This is a genomic window from Halorubrum sp. Atlit-8R (assembly GCF_003666025.1).
GTDB classification, from domain to species: Archaea; Halobacteriota; Halobacteria; order Halobacteriales; family Haloferacaceae; genus Halorubrum; species Halorubrum salinarum.
In genome coordinates, this window is the sequence record NZ_QPLV01000002.1 from 1 (window position 1) to 16,591 (window position 16,591).

Genomic DNA, 16,591 nt, shown 5'->3' on the forward strand with positions numbered 1-16,591 from the left:
TTAGAGAAGTAAAACGCAGAACCTCTTCGTTTTCAAATACGTTTAGAAACGCGGAGCCGACAGCGGCAGAATCATGGCTTCGAGCCTTCGCCGTCTGCTGGAACCGATGCTTAAGTTAACACGACCGGTGCGTACATCATCGGCCATTTCACACTAGAGTATGACCCAATCACGAAAGAAGAGTACCACACCCTTCCTCAGGAAGTCAAAGAGCGACTCGGGTATAATGCGCACGTCCGTCGTGAGGAGTTTGATGCGGAGTACCTCGTTCTCGGAAACCGTGACTACTCGCAGCTTTACGATACCCCCATCCCCCTGAGCGGGACCTCCGGCACTGAAGCGAATCAGTTCGTTACAACATACTCCAAAGACTCGGGAGACGGTCCGTGGTACCGTCGCCCGTTACGCTATGACCGTGAAGGTACGAGGTCCCTGCTTCAGGTCCAGCGGTCTACCCAAAGCGAACTCGGTCAGGAACCGAGCGTCGTGAATCGAACAAAAATCGACCCAGATTCGCTCGGGACGAGAGGACAGCTCCAGTTTTTCTTCCATGCTCCTGAGTCCCCACTTCCTGTTCGAGACATAGTGGGGAAATCCAAGACAGAGCCGCATCTTGAAAAGCGAGCAGAAAACTACTGTAACGAGTGCTATCAACGTAATATCTCCGGGTTTCTGAACGACAGCAGCCGTCGGTACCTTTTCCTCTTCACCAAGTGCCGGAACGAGGACTTAGTCGATTCTTATGGGACCCGATACGTTGTCGGTTACATCGAGAAAGAAAATCGGCTTGATATGGGCGACCACGTTGCCGCGCAGGGACCCACAAGAGTTGTGGACTTCGAAGATGCTGTCCCGCTCTCGAAAGTAGTTGACTCGTACCAGTACGTCCGAAGCAAGGTGCTAGACGAATCAACAACATCTGAGCTTGTCAAGCGACTTGCTGCGGGCGATAACGTGTTGGAAGAGTGTCTCAGCGAAGTGGAGCGATTAAAAGAACAGAGCTGGAATTCGAACTCTCCATCCCGCTCTGACGGTTGCTAGGCAAGCCAACAACAGACGGAGTATTTTTTCGGCGCGTCGGTCAAGAGCAAGGCAATAGGCCTATGAATTTTCCAAAACGCAGAGGTCAACTCCCCTCAGTTCAACATGCTAAATGTACGCAGTATACCGTTCTTTACTAGGAGAATTCGCCTTCGTTTCAGTCTACGCCCTGTAATGAACGTCTGGAACTTCACGTTCTTCCGAGAGGTGGGAATATCTAAAATCAACTTGAGTTTATACATACCGGGAGATACAGGAACGTCTATTAGCCAAATAGTTGATAGTAACAAACTGGCATACTAATGACAGCGGAGTTGACCCTGCTGTAATTCTGTCTGAACAAATTCACATAGATTCATTATGGTGTCATTCTATAACAATTTGAGCATAAGTGTCAATCGCACTCCCAAACTAAATGAGCTCAGATACCACTACTGGCCAGCAGCAAGCAGCGCATCAGTCGTATACCCGACGTGAGTTCACAAATAACAGCCTCGCACTAATTCCCATAGCCACTTTACTCCAGACAAAAGGGTCTACTCAGTCTGACCAACAAGTTTTGTGGAGAGAGCGCACGGGTATAATCACAAACCCTGTAGTTCACAAGCAACTGGTTTTTGGCTCTAACAACGGTACTCTGCGGGCTTTGGACATCCAGACGGGAAGTACAGCATGGCAGGCATCGGTAGGTGCTAACCCTTTTCCCAGTAGCGTAGCCGTAATTAATGATATCCTATTTACAGGCGGTTCAAACGGTCAAGTATTTGCATTTAATCCTGAGACGGGAGAGCAACTGTGGAAGCGCACAGTATCTGGCAGCATTCTGGGATTTGATTCCCACGAAGACAATGTCATTATCGCCAGTAGCTCAACGGTCCAGTCGGTGTCTTCCGAATCTGGGCTTGTTAACTGGTCAACCGAGTTGGGGGTATATATACGGGGAAGACAGAGGTATGTTGGTGCAAGACAGGGAGGAAGCCCTCTCACTTACGGGAACGTCGTCTTAATACGCCTAAATAAATCCGTGGCGGCACTCTCTGCTGCGGACGGCCGAGTTGTATGGGAGACTGAGTTGGACACCAGTGGACTAAATGTTGAGCAACCCGGTGGAGGCATGGCAATTGCAGATAACAAAGTATTCGCGGCAAGTAGCGTTCTCACTGCGATAGACATAGAAACAGGAGACGTTGCTTGGAAAGTAGACTCGGACGGTGGTGTTGGTTTCTATGGTAATGCCATGGTGAGCCCAGTCACGAATGGAGAACTAGTGTTTACTGGGACAGACAGTCTGAAAGCAGTTGACGCGCAGGATGGGTCAGTGGTGTGGGTTGGTGGGGGGAACCCATACCCGGGCGACTCAATTGCGTATGACCAATCAGCCGACGCTATATATCTCTCAGCTATGCGCAGAGATAATAACAGTAGGACACTAATTTCTCTTTCTCCCTCATCAGGTACAGAAAATTGGAGTGTACAGCTCGGCACTGCGGGAAGGTTTAGTCGAGACTACTACGAGGACTACGTTTCAAAACCGGTAGCTTCGGATTCAGGGGTCCACGTGGCATGTATGGGTGAGCTTGTTACTGTTCGAACCAGCCGGTTTGAACTTACAACCCCAACGTCTCCGAGCGACCCAGTTTCAGCCGGTGATGCTACCGAAGAGAGCCCTACATCTGAACAATCAACCGTTCAAGCCCCAGAAGAGGACGCAAACGAAATATCCTCAGAAGAAGACTCAAGCGAGTACCGTGGATTAATTTCAAATAATCCTGACACTGATATCGGTAATCAACTTGGGGACATGTACGTACTCACACTGGTGAGTACGGCTCTCTCGATTTTTGTGATGCTCGGTCAAGCGTTCCGACGACGAGGTGAATAAATGAGCGTTAATAAATTCAGTCAAGTCGAAACGAACTCTGGCCCACGACGTGAACTACTGGGCGTTCCGATAATCGGAGTGATACTGGCGGCATTCGCTTGGTGGGTATCACAAGAGTCGGGGGTTCCCACGGTATTGACCGACCTCATATACGGTCTTTCAATATTCGTGTTCATCGGAGGCGTTGTGCTGTATTTCAGAGCTCCATCAAGATTCCATATAAGAGATGAGGAGAGTATTATTGAAGCGTACCACCCTCGCCTTGTCCTCGCCTACGTATTGATGACGGCAAGTATTCCGATGTTGGCGGGCTCTATCTACGTGTTTGAGTACACAACTTACCCATACGTGTTCGTCTTTATTCCATTAGTGGTAGGGCTCTACCTGCTCATTTCAGGTATCCTTCGATACTGGAAAAACACGCTTACAACGTACTACATCACAACTGAACGTATCGTACGAGCGACTCGATTCCTCTCCGTTAATAATGCCCATCTAAATATTGAAAAGATATCTTCATGGAATGACGGCCACGCGTGGTACTCGGGTCTGCTTGGGATTGAACAAGCGTCATTTGCAACCGCCAGCGGGTCTATTCGCTTACGTGACTCACCAAAAGACAAGAACGTCGTTGGAATGTCTAGGACGCTTCAGAATGAGCTTAGTAGTCAGAAGATGCAACAGAAGGCACGTTTGGATGCAGAAGCCCTGCGCGACGCGCTAAATGACATTACACCTAATTCCGAGAGGGGCAGCAGTCCCGGAGACTCACAAGTTCGTGACGACAGGTCTAACGAGGATAGTGATAATTCGAAACTGCGCCAAACGGCTAATGAACGTTCCTTCGACAGCGAAGAAACACCGGAGGATTCCAAACAACCAAACGCAGAGGAAGACGACGTAGGTGACCGTTCTATACCTGAAAGCAGTAAAGAGGTCAAATCAGATGATTTCGGGTCGGAGAGTAATACCGATACAGAGGAGGTCGAAGAGGCGGTCGAATTGCTGGACCGCTACGTATCTGGCTGGTTCCAAGATGATTGCCAGAATGAATACCTACGGACGTTTGTCAATGACCAAGTAGAACTTTTAGAAGACCTCGAAGTGGATGTGATACTCCCAGAGATAGGGACTGAGGCTGACCCCCATTATCATAATACGGTAGCTACCATGTCCAGCTCTCAACCACCGAAGACCATCCTGCTTGTAATGAAGGCAGGACTACGTGGTAATGGTGTCAAGCGAAGAGATGCTCAAGTAGTAACTAGCTCTGGTCCAGAGTAACAGAAGACGCTCTTCGGGATACCTTATTCATTTTTGTTCTAGCTATGAACAGATGAGTCTGTAGCTCCGTTCTCCCCGTCGGTCTCAGATTAGTAAGTATCAGAATCCCCTATTAGCGTAGATAGCGCACAAAATGAGATGGAATGTATGAAACGACCGGACTAGGACTCAAACTTGCCATCCCATTCTAATGAGTGTTCTCTACACACCAGAGTTCGTGCGCATGTTTATTACATAGCATGATGTAGTAACACGGTGTAATTCAACCGCCTCAGAAGGCGTATGAGGGCGTGGCATCGGTACCCGACGAAAACTGTGTGAACAAAATGGGGAATAAACGGGCATGAGTGGAAAAAAATCAACGAAGCGGATGAAGCAGCGGCTTAAACACAAAAAGGGTATTCCGGAGCACAGAGTGGGCTCTTGGACCACCTTCAAGCCATCCCGGCATCGAAAGAATTCGAGACCCGCAAAACAGAAGAAAAAGAAGAAGACTACAGCTAGCGAGTCTCTTCAGAAGATTGGGGAACGTCTTGGAGGAGTTTCAGTAGCTAGTCAGGATGAGTCCGATGGCCCCCGAGACTGTGATACGGATGACCCATCTGAAGCTGCTAGTGAAATTCGTAAACAAGCAGGAAAGTACCAATAGTGCCAGCAAATGTGACTTCGAAGATGCTGTATCCCTCTTAGAGGTAGTTGACTCGTATCAGCACGTCCGAAGCAAAGTGCTAAATGAACCAGCAACAGCTGAGTTTGTCGAGCGACTTGATGCGGGCAATAACGTGTTAGAAGAGTGTCTCAGCGAAGTGGAACGCCCGAAGCGGAGGGCTGGAATTCTAACCTTCCATCTCGCTCTGACGGCTGCTAGCGACGCGCCCAACAGACAGAGAGTAGAAGCATTATTACTCGGGTTTCCAGTCCAATAGTACGGCAATCTTCACTATGATTCTCATCGTAGAATATCCACGCTAAGGTTCGTGTTGAATGGACGGTTGTAATTAGGGTATTGAGGGGGTATCCTCATAGGGGATAGTCGATAATCGAATTCTACGCTGTTTTACCCTGTGTCTCCACGCTGTGTGAACAGCGTCTCACCGATACTACACACTATATTCCGCACAATATCTTTGCAATCGAAGAGAGTCAGACAGTCTATGAAGTCGAACAGGACAAGGACTCCTCACAACCCAGAGGACCTCCAAGCAGCAGACTACGATGATGCCAGCCTGATAATTCTGAAATGCCTCGATAGGCATCCAAAATGCCAAGCAAATTCGGTGGTTATCCGACGTGAAACAGGCTTGCCCAAGCACAAAGTCGAGCAACGAATCAGAGCTGACGGTATTCTTGTACGGGCAGGTCTCGTCGAAAAGATTGGATACGACTCAGACACGAACTACGCTCATCCCCCGAAGGTAATGGCCCTCACTCAGTATGCGCTGGATGCGATTTACTACGGATTCTTCGAGGACGACGTAGACGAGACTGCTCAGGTCGTCCTTGACGAAGAGCAATTCATCACATTCGAGCAGTCGCTTAGTGGACTTGAAGCACGGTTCGACCGTCTACGGAGTGAGATACAAGAGTCCGCACAGTCCACAGAGCAGTGGCGTCATTTCGTCCTGATACAGATTCACTACGAAGTCGCGATGCTTAGAGACGCAATCGCCGAACTCGGGGTTTCAAAAGAGACGATGGAGCAAAAGGCGCACATATACCGTGAGAAGTATCGAGATGGAGTTAATCTCCGACACGACTTCTATTCCGATAGCGGGTCAAGTCGTGACCCGGAGTAGGCGTGAGGATTATCACAGGGTTGCCGATAGCAGCCCGCCATGTCTCACTCTCTTATTCTAGAATCTTGGCGTTATGCGCGAGTGAGATTAACTTGCCACTCGCCGTAGGACTCAATAGCCACGTAAGGAACGTTACTACTGAACGCAACAGAGCCCTCAACAATTTCTCCCTTTATGTCGTTATGGAGGTAATTGGTTTCGAACAATTCACTCTCCCTCTCTCCGTCTTCGTTTACAGTGTTGACCTCAAACCACGTTTCTCCATAGTATTGGTACTCAAGCGATAGAAACCCATCCTCTTCGAACGGCCCAAAGACCTCGAAATCACGGCCAACCATCGAGAGCGGGACTTCCTCTGCTTTGGGGACGCCCTGTGAAATGAGAAGATTCCATTCGCCGTCGGCAGTCACATTAATCATGTATTCATCTTTTTGTGCTTCTTCCCAGACGAATCTGCCATCGAACGGACTGCTATCGTAAAATGCGTTTCTCGGCAATTCATCGCTGTCTCTGGTCTCACTTGACATAAATCGCAGTTTCAGTGGCTCGACACCATTGTGCTTCGCAGATACGAACACCGGGGCGGCATCCAACTTGAACCCATCAGTATATCCATTCCCCTTCCCCCGTGATGACACAACAACTGTCTGCTGGCTACTGCTACCGAAGTGTTCGGTTGCAATCCGACGAAGAGATGGTGGAAGAGTTTGACCCGTGGACTGTGACAAGGAATCTCCATTGAGGAGTTCAATTATCTCGTTTACCTCTTCTATTTCTCCCGCTTCAAGCAGTCTTTCCAATTCTCGTTTTTTGTCGATAGATAGATTGGTATATTGGTCAAGATAGTCAATAAGCTTCTCTCGCCCGTTATCACTTAGCTCAGCAATTTTTCCACTGATACTATCAGTCAGGTCTCCTTCTTCGACACCTTCTCCGTTTGTGTAGATGTGACCAATCGCGCGCAGCGGTTGAATGACCTCCCATGGAACATTATCACCATCTCCGTATCCGAGGTCAGAGAAGAACGACCGGGCACTATTGTGAACCTGATACGTGATAGGTGTATTCAGGCCGGATGGTTTGGCGCGGACATAGTAGCCGGACCCATCCTGATATTGATGAAGGACTGGCATACTTGAGGAGAAGCAACTCACTGCGATAACGATAGCGATTATGTAAGTGATATATTTCCCAAAGTCTAATTTTAGGCCGCTTAGTGCTCAACCAGCACTATTCGAAAATAGATACTATGGATAAAAACGACGACACTTCCAGTCCGTCCCGGTCACGGGGGTTAGGTAAGGCAAGCAGAACAGCGACACCTGACTCGAAGTACACTTCGGTTGCCGATGTTGAGTTAACCACCGACCACCTCACGTTCTTCAAAGAAGCAGGGGCATCAGAAATTTTTCTCAAACTTGTTCAAGTCAACCCCATGGATGCCGGAGTACACAGGAACTCCACACAAGAGGAAGCAAAAAAATATGTATATCTTGGGTATCTGGAAGGGGACCCCGGAGAGTTCAGTCATGAAGGTGGCTTCTTTTTTACTGAAATGTGGGCTGGCAACCTGTACGAGGCCTTCTGTAAAGCGGATATCAACAACTCTATTCTCTTGAAAGAGGTGTTTGGAGAGAATAGTATCAACAACGACCGCGAATCTCCTGACTCTCCGAAGATTTCGGAACTCAGCTCTGACCGATTCTTTTTGTGACCTCTATCAGTAGTATCTAAACAATCACGGCTATGTGGATTATGGAGAATCTTTCGGGACTTTGAGAATCACTTGCTCAGAAACATTAGTTCTGAGTAGGTTACCCAAAAGCAGATATACCTATATACGGATACATCTTACTCAAAGTATGCCTACAACCGCCGTCTATCTCCGCATCTCTACACGTACACAGTCCACCGACCGACAACGAAGTGAAATTGAGGACTTTCTCGATGGTGACGTGTTCGCTGAGGCTGAGGTCTACGTCGACATAGCAAGCGGAGCAGACGACTCACGGCCGGAGTTCGAGCGTCTGAAAGAAGATATCGAGTCAAGTGAGATTGACCACGTAGTGACCTATGAGATGAGCCGTCTCTCTCGACGACTCACTACGACTGCGGACTTCATCGACCTCTGCGTAGAGAACGAGGTTGCGCTGACGACGACAAATGACGGATTCCCTAATCTAAGTGGTGAGGGCAACGTGGGCGACGCCCTCATTGGCAAGCTATTCGGCTGGCTGATGGAGTTCGAGCTTCAGATGATTCGCGAGCGAGTTCAGTCCGGTGTCAATCGTGCTATTGAGGCCGGGAAGTGGGTGGGTCGTCCTCCCTATGGCTTCACGACTGATGACCAAGGGTATCTTGTAATCGAGATGGAGGACTACCTTGCGATGCAAATGGCTGTAGAGACCGCACTACTCAGCCCAGAGCAATCAGTGAACAGCATCGCCCGTACGTATGGGGTACCTCAGTCGAGTCTCGACCGTATCTACAAGGATGAAGAACGTCGCGAACTTTACCTCTCGGGAGAGACCGATGATGAGCGGCTTTCTACCGCCCTCGGCGAACGAACCCCTCCTTCGAGCGAGCTGACCGACCTTGAGGCGCGGCTCGCGGAGCTCGAATCCAAGGTGACTGCTGAGGAGTAACTCGTACCTTGTTGTGCAACTCGTTAGGTTAGCCGTGAGTAGCCGCGGTCTCATTTGGTGAAGATGAGATTCGATATACGTGGCCTCACTCGTAGTTGCTCGTGAGCCGGAACGCTATGCGTGGTGTCTCAAACACTCTCCGGATACAGAAGACGAAGAACAAAATCTGTGGGAACGATTCAAGCAAAGAGAGTTGTTGGAACAGGCAAGGTCGCGGGAAGAGAATAACTAACAACGAAGTTGAACGTTTTTAGAAGATACTGTATGAGGTGAAGTCGACTACTCTCGTTGCCGTGTTTGATTCACAATCTCATGCTTTTCCAACGCCTCGCGGTGTTCAATCTCTCTCTCAACGTTTACAGATAGATGGGCAAGAGGGTCTGCTAGAGGACGAAGGCCCGAATCGAGGTGAGTGTGGTACTCTTTCGATACCGAAGCCAAATCATCTTGTAGTTCAACGATGTGTCGATAAAGGTCGGACACCAGACTGTCGGGGCAATCTGCCAAGTCGTATCTTGCGAGAGCTTTCAAATCGGTTGTCTGTACTGCTTCGTCGTTTCGGGTTTCTGTACTCATATTGTATCACAACTCCTTGTCAGCTGAACCGTCAGTAACTCCGTACGTCGGCTGAAACTGGCAAGCTGGATATCTCAGTGAACTATCCTGATAACAAGTATGTTGGCCACAAATATAAAAATATCTATAATAACAATAAAATTACTGTATTGCTGGACTACTACCCAGAACTATTGACTCAAGCGGCTCTGTTGAAATTTACAGTAAGTGATAGTTTTTGGCCCTGTTGTGGTCGGTACAGGAGACTCATGAATCGCTCAGTATTGGTAGTTCATCAACGATTAACGTGTTCGATGATGGTGGTGCCGACGACATAAAACAGGAATAAGAAAAGAATCATCATAACGAGAATTACGATGGATTCAGGCATATGTCCGTCTCGTATACCTGTGCGGCTAACAGGAATACGATTAGGGCGAGATACAGTTCTGTTCGGTCCATACGTTCGCAAAAGAGGCAGGATTTTCGACCTCGGCTTCTCGGCCGCACTCTTCGCAGTACATCATCAGACACCGGGTAACATTTGGACGCACTCATCACAGAGCCAGAGGGTGCCGTAGTCAGTGACACCCGCTTCTGTGCAATATTGCCACCTGATGTCGTAGAGCGGCTCGTCGTCGGAGACGAACCCACCGCATTCGGCGCATTGGATTTCACGGTCCTCCTCAACGGAAGCGATATCTTCGGCTCGATGTTCACGTAGGAATTCGGAGTCGGGGCGGTAATCCTCTATTTCGGCGTTTGAGAGGGCATCTTGCCAATCGTCTTGGTCCATGCTTGTGGTGTGGTTGGTGGTTTGGGTATCTCCGACCCGTCCGAGGTGAAGGTGGAGTATTATGATACTACTAGTCGTTTAGCGGTGTTCGGCGAAGGTATCCACACGTTCTTTGTCTCGGAGCCAACGCCACTCCTGATGGGCTGCGTTGACTACGTCTTGTAGGTCGTCGTCGAGCCCTCCGGTGACGAGAACGGTGCTACCATGCTGTTGGAGGAGACACTGTCGTTCCATACGGTCGAGAGGGGTTGTGTGAGTGATAACTTCGGAGGTTTATTCTATTACTTGTGGATAGGATATAAGCTTCTCGTGGAGCGAGGCCGAAATTCGAGGAAGTCGCCGAATTCAGACGACGCACAGAAGCGTCGGAGGATTCATCATAGGTGTATCACTCAAGTCACTCTTTACCGGCGTACTCCCAAATGAGACGGCTACCCTGTCTGCTGACGTGGTAGACGTATGGGCCGTGTGGACACCCGTTACATTTCTTTCCGCATGGGACACGCTTCACGACACGAGTGTAACTGCTCCCTGTGGCAATCTCGATTTCTTCTTCATCCTCATCGAACTCAATATCCTCAGGCGGTGCCGTCTGCCAGCGCAACAACTCATCCACGTATGCTTGGATATCGAGGAGCGTGTCACGGTTTTGTTTCTTCAACCCGTCTCCGAGGTACTGTGGGATACTCGCTGGATACGATGGCGAGGACATACAATTTGGTCATCTACATCCGGCTATATCCGTTCTGTCCAGAGGTGTATTCTTACCTAACAGAGCATCCACCCGTTAGGTAAGATTCAATTCAACTCCACAGTCTTGGGGCTATCGCGGCAGCTGTTAGTTGGTAGCTGCGTTATGATGGCCCCCTACTGTCGGTGGCTTACGCTTCATCCGCCACCGATAGGCTCCGTCCGCGAGACGCTCCGTGTCGAGCGGTGCCAGTTCAACGGTGTTCTCCCGCAACGCCCTCGGTACGTCGCCATTTCGATAGCAGCCCGCAAACCGGACGAGTACGTCCACTGTCTCCGTCTCTTGCTCTTCTTCCACTTCGGTCTCATTATCAGGTTGACTGGATTCTCGAAGCTCCTCTGAGCAAGACCATACCTGTCTGCCAGTCACCCAGTACAGAGCCAACTTGGATAGCTCAAGACCGGATTCGCTCACGTTGCTGGATTCAAGTTGGTCCGCTTTGTCAGCAAGTCCGACTAATTGCCCAAGGTACTTTGAGAGATAGCCTCGGACCGTCACCTGTTCATCGGACTCCTCTCTGTCGTCGCCTTCGGAACCAGACCAGTAGACAAACTCCCCTGAACCATCCTCCTGCTGCTCACGCTCGAAAGCCCTGAGATTGACAATCCGTCCTTGACCGAGGTCATCCCACTTCTGACTGAGCTCTTCCTTGTCAATGAGATACGGCATTCCATCCTCTCGACGGTCAACACCGAAGTAAACGACATGGAGGTGTGGCAGTCCCGGTCGTGTTGAGTCGCTTGACCCGCCAGTGAACTCGAAGACCTTGATATACTGTAACCGCTCCCCGGGGCGACTCGTCTCCACCGTCGTTGGATTGTATGCCATCCACGAGTTCAACCGATTGAAATTGTCCATCAGTGCTTCTATCGACTCCCCTAGTGAATCGAACTTTGATGGGTCGGTTGTGAGCGTTACCATGACCGCCGTCTCGTACACCTCTGCCGCGCGAGTGAGTGTTTCATGATACCGGGCGAGGCCCTTTGCTGCCCGTTCACGTGAGTTGAATCGTGTGCGATACGGGACCTTATAGTAGAGTGATTGGTCTTGACCTCCCAGCAGTTCAAACATGATACAGTAGTCTCGGGTCCGCTCCACGTACCGAACCAGCGCATCAGCGAGGAACTCTTGTATGTCTGGGGTCAATCGGTCGACATCGTTCAGGAGGTCTCGACAGAACTCCTTGTCACCGCGAAGACCACTCTCCTCGATGTTTTGACGAACGCCTTGTAGAATCAAGTCCAGCAAATCCCGTGTCGGTTCGACTCCCGTATGTCGATTTTGCTCTTTTTCGCCTCCACCGAATTGGAAGTACCCCCGGTGGTTCGTCAAAAATCGAGTCAGGAACTGATAGTCTGTATTCGCCTCTTTGCCCTCTGTCGACGTGTGGCCGAATGCCCTCCTAAGCAACAAGGGCCGCTGAATCCCCTCTGGGTAGCGGAGGACCTCTTCGACAATCCTGACTCGCTTGGTGTCATGCTCACTCCGGCCGGTGAGCAGACCTCCACGTGTTAATACTGCTTTTTGACGGTCGAGCGGAAGTGCCGAAAACTTGGCTTGTAGGCTCATATACGCCCACCTACAGATTCTCGACAACATTCACTGATTTCCAGATGAGACGTTTCATCAGTCCCGTTTTGTGACATATATGTACTCAGTCTACATCCGGCTCTATACTTAGCGCAAAACCAACCAACTCTCTCAGGACACAAACATCGATACGAGGGGACGAACAGCTACTCAACCGGTCCCGGTGTCACTATGGCCAGAACCGATTTCGACGGTTGTTAACTACTGGAACAGAATCGCCGGTGGTGAAACTGTAGACCGACAACACATCGAACTCCCACGCACGTCTCGTCTGGTCGCTCGTAGGAAATGGAATAGAAATTAACTCGCTGATTGGCTGGACCTCTCCATCAGGCGGGTAGCGGTTCATCACTTGAGAGACGCTGCTGCCTCGAAGCGTGATATCGAGGCCGAGGCTCTGGTAGACTCTGGAGATGTCCTCGACTTGCCCGACTTCGATATACCGTCCAGTCGAAGTAGACACTACATCGGCGACGCGGAACTTAGCTGGGTATCGTTGTTCATACGTGATATCTGTAGCATCTTGTTGCCGAAGATACCATGTCGCGACTGCCTTAAGGTCCGCGTGAAGAACTGAGAGCGTCGTCGACCGGGCGACAGCACGTCGTGCCTGTGCGAATTCCGGGGTTGGGATTTCCCCGAGGTCTATTGGCGTCGATTCGAGGTCCAGATACCCGTTCTCAACGAGATACTGGAGACGCCGGTGCTCGCGTCCTCCCGGCGGTGGGATGCGCAACGCCGCCTCTGCGTCGCTCCCAACCACCCTTGTCATTCCTCTGCGAGCCGGAGCTTCTCCTCAGAGAGATTCATCAGCATCTTCGCCTTTGGCCCTGCACGCCAGATAGCCGAGTGCTCAGAAGTACGCTCAAGCCAACCAAACTCCTCGGCTTGTCTCAGGCACCGTCGGACAGTATGGCGTTCCGACTCTTTGAACGGTAAGTCAACTATTTTAAACTTTGAAGTCATCACAGTCTGTTCCAAGAGTGCGTTCCATGCTTCGTCTCTGAGAGTCATCGACTTCTGTAGGCTGTCACCGTATTTGAACCGTGAACTAAATTCCAACCTCAAATATGGCGAGAATAGACCAAAGCAATCCTATCCTGTCTTTCTATACGATGACAGGATACAAAGAGGAGGTGACAGACGGGTATCTAACTTACAGGCACGTGACTGGGCAATACTACAAATGTGAGTGTGGGGTCAAAACCTCATTACGTGCGATTCAGGAAGGACTCCACCGACGCCGCTGTAAGCAGATGAAATAAAACTACAGCAGACCGCGGGGGTGCCGTCGTCAGTGATACCAGAAAGAGATAAACGGCAGATGGCACATGATGACAGTATGGCTTCTAAAGACGAGAGTCTCCTCCAGTACACCGAAGATGGGGATACTCTCGAACTCGACACGCTGGAATCTCATCTCTGGGAGGCAGCAGACATTCTACGTGGAAGTATTGACGCGGCAGACTACAAGAACTACATCTTCGGGCTGCTCTTCCTGAAGCGAATCAACGACCGGTTCGAAGAAGAGACGTTGGAAATCGCCGAGGAACTCACCGGCGACGACGAGGAACCGGACGAAGACCTTCTCGAACAGATTAGAGGCGACCGAGACCTACATGAGGAGTTCTGGGTCCCGGAGCGCGCTCGGTGGGACCACATCGCCGCCCAGAGCAGCGACATCGGGGCGACTCTGAACAAGGCTCTCGAAGCAGTCGAAGACGAGAACGACGCCATCGCAGACCGTGTCCTCACCTCCGTCGACTTCAACGACAAGGACCGTCTCTCGGACGCGACGCTGGAGGAACTCGTCACGCACTTCTCGAAGCACCGCTACCGGAACGCGGACCTCGAAGACCCCGACATCTTTGGGCGGGCGTATGAGTACCTAATTCGCCAGTTCGCCGACGACGCCGGGAAGAAGGGCGGGGAGTTCTACACACCACGCGAAGTCGTCCAGCTGCTCGTCGAGTGCGTCGACCCCGAGCCCGGTGACCGCGTGTACGACCCTGCCTGTGGGTCCGGAGGGATGCTCATCTACTCCGCGCAGCACGTCGAGGACGAAGGTGGCGACCGAGACGACATCTCGCTCTACGGGCAGGAGAAGAATCTGAACACGTGGGCCATCGGTCAGATGAACGTCCTTCTACACGAGCTACAGGACGCCACCATCGCAAAGGGAGACACAATCACGGAGCTGAAATTTGTCACCGAACACGGTGAGTTGGAAGTCTTCGACAGAGTAGTCGCAAATCCCCCGTGGAATCAGAAGAAATGGAATGCAGAATGGGTGGAAGATAATGAACCCTACAACCGCTTCACATACGGGCTGCCTCCGAAAAACCGGGGAGACTGGACATGGGTCCAACTTATGCTTGCCTCTCTTTCAGAGACGGGCAAAGCCGGCATCGTTATGGATAACGGCTTGCTCTTCCGGTCTCGTTCTGAGAAGAAAATTAGGAGGCCGATTATTGAAGATGACCTGATTGAATCGGTTATAGCACTCCCTGAGAATCTCTTTTATAATACTTCGTCGCCGGGATGTATTGTCATCCTCAACAAGGACAAGCCCGAGGAAAGAGAGGGTAAGATTCAATTCATATACGCAGAGGATGAAGAGCTCAGAGAGTCCGGAGTACACGTCTTTGAAGAGTTGTCGAGCCAGAACCGGCTAACTTCCGAAGGTGTCGATTATATCGCTGAGACCTACCTCACAGGACGGGAGGAGGACCATCACAGCCGTCTCGTTGATATCCAAGAAATCGAGGAAAACGACTGGAATCTGAGTGTACCACGCTACGTGGACACGACAGCACCTGAGGAGTCCATAGACGTGAGCCGGAAATTGGATGAGATTGATAAGCTGAAAACGGAGCGGCAGCGGACGGATGAACAATTGGATGAGTACATGGAGGAGTTAGATTACCGATGAGTGAAGCAGTCGGGCAATCAGAAATTCCGGAGGGCTACGAAGAGGTTGAATTCGGACCGAAGACTATCGTCGTCCCGTCCGACTGGTCGACTGTGCGATTCGGAGAGGTATTCAACCACCGTCGCGAGTCTATCGACACCGATGAAAGAGATACGGTTCGATACGTCGGCCTGAAGCATCTCGATAGTGGAGAACTCGATATTAATGGCTATGATGAGGATGGTGCTGAACGTAGCAGTTCCCGCGCGTTCTGTGAGGGCGATGTGCTTTTCGGAAAACTCCGGCCAAATCTTAATAAAGCAGCCATCGCGCCGTTTGATGGCATTTGCTCCTCAGATATTATTCCCATCTACAGTGAGGACCCGACCCTCCAGCGATATTTGCCGTATCTAATGCATTCGACCCTCATTCGCGACCGTGTCGTATCAACAATGGAGGGAACGAATCTCCCCAGAACGTCGTGGACAGACCTAGGCAAGACTCTCATTCCTCTTCCCCCAGAATCCGAACGCCGCCGCATCGCGGAGATACTCGCTACAGTCAACAACGAGATTCAACAAACAAACCGGAGTTTAGAGGAGGCCCGTTCCTTGGAAAAAGGCTTGACACAGGACCTACTTCAAAATGGAATTGGACACACCTCGTTGACTACCGTGTCTATTGGCCCTCGCGAGTATCAGCTACCAGTCTCTTGGGAGGTAGAGCAGGTCGAAGATATCCTTGACCAAGAAACCGACAAGAAGCCGATTCGTGGGGGACCACCGGGTGGCAGAATCAGTAAAAAGGACAGGGTAGAGGAAGGGCCGAAAGTGTACGTTCAGGAGAATATAATCTATAGAGATTACTCGATGGGGACCGAGTATCTTACCGAAGAGAAGTTTGAAGAATTGAAGAGCGCAGCACTTGAGCCGGGAGATGTTGTTATTACACGTGCGGGTACAGTTGGCCGTACCGACGTGTTCCCCGAAACGGCTCGAAAGGGGATAATGGACTCCAGTCTAATCCGGTTGAAGGTCAATCAGCAGCGGGTCCGCCCTGAGTACCTTGCTGCGTATATCTCTGACTCCCCGATTTCACAGTTCCAAATCGAGTCAATGAGTCATGGGGGGACGCGCACTAATATCAATAACCAGATAATCAAGTCACTCAAAATGCCTCTTCCTCCCCTTGACGAGCAAGACCGAATAATCGAGATTCATAATTTAGCACAAAAGAAGGTCGAGCAAGAACGTGAAACGAAACAACGATTCCGGGAACTCAGACAGGGACTGATGCAGGACCTTCTTACTGGGAAAGTACGCGTCAGTACGGGGAATTAG

General features: G+C 50.5%; 15 protein-coding genes and 1 pseudogene. 9 read left to right on the forward strand and 7 right to left on the reverse strand.

Translation table 11 applies throughout. The annotated features are described in order from the left end of the window. From DVK05_RS17535 to DVK05_RS16790, 5 genes and pseudogenes are all read left to right on the forward strand, one after another. Positions 1–119: pseudogene (locus DVK05_RS17535) on the forward strand (IS6 family transposase); the annotation flags it as partial. A 466-nt stretch (positions 120–585) separates the two neighbouring features. Continuing rightward, entirely contained in the window at positions 586–1,041 is a 456-nt protein-coding gene (locus tag DVK05_RS17540; protein ID WP_233559392.1) for a hypothetical protein, read from the forward strand. A gap of 415 nt (positions 1,042–1,456) precedes the next feature. Continuing rightward, positions 1,457–2,923: a PQQ-binding-like beta-propeller repeat protein gene (locus tag DVK05_RS05755; protein WP_121562951.1), complete on the forward strand. Its 1,467-nt coding sequence runs from the start codon at positions 1,457–1,459 to the stop codon at positions 2,921–2,923. After that, complete coding sequence (locus DVK05_RS16785) at positions 2,924–4,207, forward strand: hypothetical protein (RefSeq protein WP_147437715.1); 1,284 nt, start codon at positions 2,924–2,926, stop codon at positions 4,205–4,207. A 1,154-nt stretch (positions 4,208–5,361) separates the two neighbouring features. After that, positions 5,362–6,003: a hypothetical protein gene (locus DVK05_RS16790; protein ID WP_147437718.1), complete on the forward strand. Its 642-nt coding sequence runs from the start codon at positions 5,362–5,364 to the stop codon at positions 6,001–6,003. A 71-nt stretch (positions 6,004–6,074) separates the two neighbouring features. Here the strand turns inward: DVK05_RS16790 and DVK05_RS16795 are convergent, their stop codons facing one another. Then, entirely contained in the window at positions 6,075–7,136 is a 1,062-nt protein-coding gene (locus DVK05_RS16795; RefSeq protein ID WP_147437720.1) for a hypothetical protein, read from the reverse strand. An 83-nt stretch (positions 7,137–7,219) separates the two neighbouring features. Here DVK05_RS16795 and DVK05_RS16800 point away from each other — a divergent pair, with 83 nt between their 5' ends. Together DVK05_RS16800 and DVK05_RS05765 are read left to right on the forward strand one after the other, a co-directional pair. Then, the gene (locus DVK05_RS16800; protein ID WP_147437722.1) at positions 7,220–7,717 is read left to right on the forward strand and encodes a hypothetical protein; all 498 of its coding nucleotides are present in this window, start codon (positions 7,220–7,222) and stop codon (positions 7,715–7,717) included. 148 nt (positions 7,718–7,865) lie between these two features. Continuing rightward, positions 7,866–8,648, forward strand: coding sequence for a recombinase family protein (locus DVK05_RS05765; RefSeq protein ID WP_121562466.1), 783 nt, complete (start codon positions 7,866–7,868; stop codon positions 8,646–8,648). 279 nt (positions 8,649–8,927) lie between these two features. Here the strand turns inward: DVK05_RS05765 and DVK05_RS16805 are convergent, their stop codons facing one another. The 6 genes from DVK05_RS16805 to DVK05_RS05785 all read right to left on the reverse strand — a co-directional run bounded on the left by DVK05_RS16805 (position 8,928) and on the right by DVK05_RS05785 (position 13,354). Next, positions 8,928–9,224: a hypothetical protein gene (locus DVK05_RS16805; RefSeq protein ID WP_147437724.1), complete on the reverse strand. Its 297-nt coding sequence runs from the start codon at positions 9,222–9,224 to the stop codon at positions 8,928–8,930. A gap of 505 nt (positions 9,225–9,729) precedes the next feature. Next, complete coding sequence (locus DVK05_RS05770; RefSeq protein WP_121562467.1) at positions 9,730–9,999, reverse strand: hypothetical protein; 270 nt, start codon at positions 9,997–9,999, stop codon at positions 9,730–9,732. Between the two features lie 397 nt (positions 10,000–10,396). Continuing rightward, a complete protein-coding gene (locus DVK05_RS16810; RefSeq protein ID WP_147437726.1) occupies positions 10,397–10,711 on the reverse strand; it encodes a hypothetical protein in 315 nt (104 codons plus the stop codon). Between the two features lie 126 nt (positions 10,712–10,837). Then, a complete protein-coding gene (locus tag DVK05_RS16815) occupies positions 10,838–12,319 on the reverse strand; it encodes a hypothetical protein (RefSeq protein ID WP_147437728.1) in 1,482 nt (493 codons plus the stop codon). 190 nt (positions 12,320–12,509) lie between these two features. Then, positions 12,510–13,103, reverse strand: coding sequence for a hypothetical protein (locus tag DVK05_RS16820; protein WP_147437730.1), 594 nt, complete (start codon positions 13,101–13,103; stop codon positions 12,510–12,512). Positions 13,104–13,108: 5 nt separating this feature from the next. Then, positions 13,109–13,354: a hypothetical protein gene (locus DVK05_RS05785; RefSeq protein WP_121562470.1), complete on the reverse strand. Its 246-nt coding sequence runs from the start codon at positions 13,352–13,354 to the stop codon at positions 13,109–13,111. Between the two features lie 328 nt (positions 13,355–13,682). Here DVK05_RS05785 and DVK05_RS05790 point away from each other — a divergent pair, with 328 nt between their 5' ends. Both DVK05_RS05790 and DVK05_RS05795 read left to right on the forward strand, forming a co-directional pair. Beyond that, positions 13,683–15,272: a class I SAM-dependent DNA methyltransferase gene (locus DVK05_RS05790; RefSeq protein ID WP_121562471.1), complete on the forward strand. Its 1,590-nt coding sequence runs from the start codon at positions 13,683–13,685 to the stop codon at positions 15,270–15,272. Continuing rightward, the gene (locus tag DVK05_RS05795; protein ID WP_121562472.1) at positions 15,269–16,591 is read left to right on the forward strand and encodes a restriction endonuclease subunit S; all 1,323 of its coding nucleotides are present in this window, start codon (positions 15,269–15,271) and stop codon (positions 16,589–16,591) included. Before DVK05_RS05790 ends, DVK05_RS05795 begins: the two co-directional genes overlap by 4 nt.